This window comes from uncultured Nisaea sp., from assembly GCF_963974195.1.
GTDB lineage: Bacteria > Pseudomonadota > Alphaproteobacteria > Thalassobaculales > Thalassobaculaceae > Nisaea.
The window spans coordinates 1-6,574 of the sequence record NZ_CAXBDC010000162.1; the positions used below are offsets into that span (position 1 = coordinate 1).

At 62.8% G+C, this 6,574-nt stretch carries 4 protein-coding genes; all 4 read left to right on the top strand.

All coding sequences use genetic code 11. The annotated features are described in order from the left end of the window. Positions 1–119 precede the first annotated feature (119 nt). On the top strand, positions 120–512 hold the full coding sequence (locus AAC126_RS21280) for a GFA family protein (protein WP_339857306.1): 393 nt from the start codon (positions 120–122) through the stop codon (positions 510–512). Between the two features lie 156 nt (positions 513–668). Further along, positions 669–3,800 carry a DUF4347 domain-containing protein gene (locus AAC126_RS21285; protein ID WP_339857308.1) on the top strand — a complete coding sequence of 1,044 codons (3,132 nt, stop codon included), beginning with the start codon at positions 669–671 and terminating at the stop codon, positions 3,798–3,800. 174 nt (positions 3,801–3,974) lie between these two features. Continuing rightward, a complete protein-coding gene (locus AAC126_RS21290) occupies positions 3,975–5,402 on the top strand; it encodes a nucleobase:cation symporter-2 family protein (RefSeq protein WP_339857310.1) in 1,428 nt (475 codons plus the stop codon). 244 nt (positions 5,403–5,646) lie between these two features. Further along, positions 5,647–6,574 (top strand): ABC transporter ATP-binding protein (locus AAC126_RS21295; protein ID WP_339857312.1); only part of this gene is annotated, 928 nt, incomplete at its 3' end.

Here is a 6,574-nt window from a genome sequence, read left to right on the forward strand (position 1 = left end):
CTCGGCCCCGGTGACCGCCTGCGTCCTGTTTGCAGCCTGATCGGCAGGGGGGGGGAAATTGCGGTAATCGTGTTGTTCGTTGTACCCATTCCGAGCACTTGGTTTCAGGGGGATGCGGCATGGAAAAATTCACTGGTGGCTGCCTGTGTGGCAGCGTCCGGATCGTGGCGTCGGGGCGTCCGTATCGGGTCGGGATTTGTCATTGTCTGGATTGCCGCAAGCATCATGGGGCGCTGTTTCATGCGTCAGCGGTATTTCCTGAAGGTGCGGTGACAATCGATGGCGACGTGCGCGGCTATGAAGGCCGGTTTTTCTGTCCCCATTGCGGCTCGTCCGTTTTCTCCCGCAGTGCAGACGAAATTGAGGTGCATCTGGGGGCATTGGATAAGCCGGACCAGCTAAAACCGACCTACGAGCTGTGGTGTGTCCGCCGCGAGTCCTGGTTGCCGCCGTTTCCGCTTGAGAGGCTGTTCGGCCGGGATCGCGGCAGCACGGACCGGTCCGAGGGCTAGGGAGGGCATCCGGGGCTGTGTCGCGGGATGAATTTCCAAAATTATTTTTTTGGAAATTCTAATCATTCCAATAGTTTTGAATGTACAAAAGTTGGTAAAATTAAAGTGAGATCTATAATTTTATAGAAAATTAAAAGCCAGATGATCGTCACAGCTTTGAGTCGTCAAGGTCGGCGGGAAGGCTCTCTCGGTCCGTACCGGGGTGGGCGCAAGCCGTGTGCCGAATCCCGGGCCAGAGCCGCTGCGCTCATCGATGTGGGGCTTCCCGCTGTCGATATCCTGATCCGGGCGATGACTGGCGCGCCGGAAATTGTCCGGCTCGGGCCGGGTGCCGACCCGCTGCACGCTCTTGAATATGCTGTTCGAACTGCCGGGGCACATGCGTCTTCAGTGCATCTGTTCAGTCACGGAAGACCGGGTGTGCTCGAACTTTCCGCTGGAGAGATCGGGCTGGAGACACTGGCGCGGGGCGATCGCCGTCTCGACGAACTCCGGCGGATGCTTGCCGGCCGGCCGCTCACTCTCTACGGCTGTTCCGTCGGGGGTGGTGACGCCGGGCGGTGGTTTGTCGAAGCGCTCTCCCTGGCGCTCGATGCGCCCGTTCTCGCCTCCAGCACGCCGACCGGCGCTGCGGCACGCGGCGGGGACTGGATGTTCGATGTTGCGGCCGGTGGGCGCGCGGACATGGTCCCAGCCTTGCTCGATCCCGAACGGGCCGCGCTCTGGCCGGGTCTGCTCACCGTGGACGTCACGAGTACGCTTGGTGATGCCAGCGCGGGAACGCTCCAGGCCGCCGCCGCGGCTGTCGATCAAACCGTGAATTTCAACAACCTCGGTGCCGGTGCCACGATTACTCTCGCGGCCTCGCCGGCCTTTACCAATGGGGCGGCCACGAGTTTCAACTTCACCGGAACGACGACCTCCCTGACGATCGGCGGTGCGGACATCATCGCGGATTCGCATATCTATTTCCGTCCTTCCGCCGGTCAGACAATGACCATCAACTCGGGGATATCCTTTTCCGCCGGAGCCCGCATCCTTGCAACGCAAGGTGGCGGAACCGTCGCTCTCAACGGCTCGGTCAGCGGGACAAACAAGATCTGGGTCCTCGGCGGTACGACCGCCGAGATCGGGACGACGACCTCGGCGCCCCTGATCGATATCGAGGGCAACTCGACCGTCCGATTCACGACCAGCGGCGCCTACACCTCGAACATCGAGATCGAGAATACGGCGACCATTGATACCGGCGCCAACAATGTCACCATTAACGGTAACGTGACCGATGACGGCACGAATGCGCTGGTGAAAAGCGGTACCGGCACACTGACACTATCCGGCACTAACACTGCTTCCGGTGCCATGACCCTCAACCAGGGCACGCTGTCGGTGGCGGCGGATGGTAATCTGAGCGCCGGCACGGTGACGATCAACGGCGGCACGCTGGCGGTGACCGGCGCCACGACGATCGACAATGCGATCGCGCTCGGCGCCTCGAACGGCACTATCAATGTCGGCGCCAACGTGACGATGAGCGGGGTGGTCTCGGGTACCGGGAACCTGACCAAGACGGGCGCCAGCACACTGACGCTGAGCGGCACGAACACCTATACCGGCACCACGACTGTCAGCGGCGGCACGCTCTCGGTCTCGACCGACAGCAATCTCGGCACCGGCAATGTGACCTTGAGCGGCGGCGGGCTGGCGGTGACCGGGGCCACCACCATCGACAATGATATTTCCGGCACCGGGAGCCTGACGAAATCGGGTACCGGCACCGTCATTCTGAGCGGCACGAACACCTATTCGGGCGGGACCACGGTCAATGGCGGGACTCTGCAGGTTTCCGGCGGCAGCGCCCTTGCCGACGGGGGGAGCGTAACCGTTTCGAGCGGGGCGACGTTCGATCTGAACGGCACGAGCGAGACCATCGGCAGTCTCAGCGGCAGCGGCACGCTCAATATCGGCACCGGTACGCTCACGCTCACGGATTCCGCGTCGACCAACTTTTCCGGCACCATCAGCGGCACCGGCACGATCGCCGGAGGCGGCACCTATACCGTCGCATCCGGCGCCACCCTCGGCGGCACCAGCACCTTCTCGACGGCAGTCACGGTCGCGAGCGGCGGTACGATTGCGCCCGGCAACAGTCCGGGAAAGATCTCGACCGGCAACCTGACGCTGGCCTCCGGCTCCACGGCCAACATGGAGATCGAGGGCACCGCAGCGGGCACCGGGTATGACCAGATCGCGGTCACCGGAACCGTCACCATCTCGGGCGCCACCCTGAGCCTGACGGTCACCGATATTCCCTCCGCCGGTGCCACCTATGTCCTGATCGACAATGACGGGGTCGATGCGGTTACCGGAACATTTTCCGGCCTGGCGGAAGGCGCGTCGATCACCGCCGGAGGCGCCACCTACACGATCAGCTATGCGGGCGGGACCGGCAACGACGTGGTCCTGACCCTGCCCGCGACGCCAGTCTCCTCCAGTGGCGATGGTGTGATGTCCGGCTCGGAGGGGGACGACCGGCTCGTCGGCGGCTCTACCGCCGACCATATCAGGGTGTTTGGCGGCAATGACACCGTCACCGCCAATGCGGGGGACGATACGATCTCCGGCGGCGCCGGTAATGATCTGTTGTACGGGAATGACGGGGCCGACCTGATCTATGGAAATCAGGACGCGGACATCCTCTACGGCAATACCGGCCAGGACACGATTTATGGCGGCCAGGGCGCCGACCGGGTCTATGGCGGACAGGATAACGACGTTGTTTGCGGAAACAGGGGGGACGACAGTCTCTGGGGCAATCTCGGCGCGGACACGCTCCGGGCCGGGGACGGGAACGACCTGCTGTACGGCAATCACGGGGCCGACAGCCTGCAGGGTGAAGGCGGGAACGACACGCTCTATGGCGGGCAGGACGCGGACCTTCTCGATGGCGGTGCGGGCAATGACTCCCTGTGCGGCAATCTTGGCGCGGACACGCTTTCCGGCGGCGCAGGTGCAGACACGCTTGTCGGCGGGGCCGGAGGCGACCTGTTCCGGTTCGGCGATGGTGACGGCGTGGACACGATCCAGGACTTCACTATCGGGGAAGACATGATTGGCGTGAGCACGGGGATCAACGGAACCGGTGTCACCAGTGCCGCCGACATGCTGGCGCGCATCACGTCGGACGGAGCCGGGAACGCGGTGCTCGATCTCGCGGATGGTAACTCCGTCACCCTCATCGGCGTGGCACCGGCACAGCTCGACGCGGCGAGCTTCCTTATCGTCTGAGTGGCGGCTCTTTCCGGCCCGCAATGGTTGCGCTGTGCCGGGTGCTCTTCACCAAAATATATGGTACTGAAAATTTAAGACTTCGCGGCGCGGCGGGGGCCGCGCCGGCACTCCAGGAGTGAACAAGCGAAGCCAGGGGAAACGTCCGGTCTTGTGAACAGCAGGAGTGTGCGCATGTCTGACAATTCAATCGGGACACCGGAACAGCTTCGTGACCCGAATTTCACGCCGCCACCAATGACAGCCATACCGCTTGGGATCCAGCATGTGCTGGCGATGTTCGTTTCGAACGTTACCCCGGCGATCATTGTTGCAGGTGCCGCCGGTTTCGGATTCGGCTCCAACTCGCCGGATTTCCCCGAGCTGCTTTACATGATCCAGATGTCGATGGTGTTCGCTGGCATCGCGACATTGCTGCAGACATTCTCCATCGGACCTGTTGGCGCGAAACTGCCAGTGGTGCAGGGGACATCCTTTGCCTTTCTGCCGATCATGATCCCGCTGGTCGCGGGCAAGGGCGTGGACGGGCTCGCGGCACTCTTCACCGGTGTCATTGTCGGCGGACTGTTTCATGCCCTGCTCGGCACCGTGATCGGGCGTATCCGCTTCGCCTTGCCGCCACTTGTGACCGGTCTGGTCGTCACGCTGATCGGCCTCGCACTGGTCAAGGTCGGCATTCAATATGCGGCGGGCGGGGTCCCGGCGGTAAACCAGCCGGAATATGGCTCGCTGCTGAACTGGTCCGCGGCAGGAATCGTCATCCTGGTCACGCTGGGGCTGAAATTCTTCGCACGCGGCATGCTCTCGGTGTCGGCGGTGCTGATCGGTCTGATCGCCGGATATCTCTATGCCATCGCCGTGGGCATGCTGCCGCTTGGCGCCATCGGCGGATCATGGGAACGGGCGGCTGTGTTCGCCCTGCCGCAGCCTTTCAAATACGGCATCGAGTTTTCCGGTGCGGCGATCATCGGCTTCTGCCTGATGGCCTTCGTTTCCGCCGTGGAGACGGTGGGCGATGTTTCCGGCATCACCAAGGGCGGCGCTGGCCGTGAGGCGACGGACACGGAAATCCGTGGTGCGACTTTCGCCGACGGTCTCGGCTCGGCGCTTGCCGGTTTCTTCGGCGGATTGCCGAACACCTCCTTCAGCCAGAATGTCGGCCTGATCGCCATGACCGGTGTGATGAGCCGCCATGTCGTGACCTACGGTGCCGTCTTCCTGATCATCTGCGGGCTGGTCCCGAAGGTCGGAGCCATCATCCGCACCATCCCGATCGAGGTGCTCGGCGGCGGGGTGATCGTCATGTTCGGCATGGTCGTCGCTGCCGGTATCTCAATGCTGAGCGACGTGCACTGGAACCGCCGCAACATGGTGATCTTCGCCATCGCCCTCAGTATCGGCCTCGGCCTGCAGCTTGAGCCGAAAGCGGTGCAGTATCTGCCGGACACACTTCGCATCCTGATGACCTCCGGCCTGCTGCCGGCGGCTTTCATCGCCATCGTGCTGAATTTGCTGTTGCCGGAGACGCTTTCCGCGGAGTCGACCGAGGAAGTCTCGGGCGGGCTCGCCGGCAAGGGCACCGGATCTCTGCCGGGGGAGTGATCCCGGGGTTTTTCTTGAAGCTTTTATGAATGGCGTGACGGGCCGTTTTTCAGAGATGCAGCGGTCTTAGCAAATGGGAATCCTGATCAATTTCAGGATTCCCTTTTTGCGTGTTGTGCGCTGCAACCGTTATTTTGCGAGTGCGAATAGACAAATCTGCCATGTCGTCCGTTAAGACGGTCATCTGAGTGTCAACGAGCTTTGATACTGATCGCTCCGGTTCATTTACGCCGGGGCAGGGCTTATGGCGCGTATCACTCTTTCGGGTATCGAGAAAAGCTACGGGGCGACGCGAGTCCTGAACGGGCTCGATATCGACATTGCCGACGGGGAGTTCCTGACTCTCGTCGGCCCGTCCGGTTGCGGCAAGTCGACATTGCTGCGGATCATCGCCGGGCTTGAGCATCAGAGCGCGGGGGACGTCTCGATCGGGGGCACGGTGGTGAACCAGATCCGGCCGAGCCGCCGGGACCTGGCCATGGTGTTCCAGTCCTACGCGCTCTACCCGCATCTGACCGTGCAGCAGAACATGGAAACACCGCTCCGGCTCCGGGACCTGAACGGGTGGGAGCGGATGCCGCTGATCGGTGCCGCCATGTCGGGACGTGGTGCCAAGCTCAAGACATTGCGCGGGCTGGTCCGGGAAACCGCGGAAACGCTGAAGATAGACCATCTGCTGCAACGCAAGCCGGGGCAATTGTCCGGTGGCCAGCGTCAGCGCGTCGCGCTCGGCCGGGCCATGGTACGCAAGCCGGTCGCCTTTCTGATGGACGAGCCGCTGTCGAACCTCGATGCGGCGCTCCGGGTGCATATGCGTTCCGAGCTGGCGGAGCTGCACCACGCCCTGAAGACCACTTTCATTTATGTCACCCACGATCAGGCCGAAGCGCTGACCATGTCGGATCGGATGGCCGTGATGATGGAGGGGGACATCCTGCAGCTCGGCACGCCGGACGAGATCTATCTCGACCCGGCCGACCGGCGCGTGGCGGAATTCATCGGCAGCCCCCGGATCAATATGGTCGAGGGCGCGGCGGACAGTGCGGGGCATGTCACAGCCCACGGGGTTCATCTGCAACGGACGCTTGGCGGTCGGCACAAGACTTTGTCCATCGGGGTCCGTCCGGAGCATCTCGATGTGCTGACCTCGGGCGAGGGGGCGGAGGCCTGGC

Bases quoted from the DNA above. Each gene is read 5' to 3' on its own strand.
- AAC126_RS21280 (WP_339857306.1), top strand. From the start codon at position 120: ATGGAAAAATTCACTGGTGGCTGCCTGTGTGGCAGCGTCCGGATCGTG.
- AAC126_RS21290 (WP_339857310.1), top strand. From the start codon at position 3,975: ATGTCTGACAATTCAATCGGGACACCGGAACAGCTTCGTGACCCGAAT.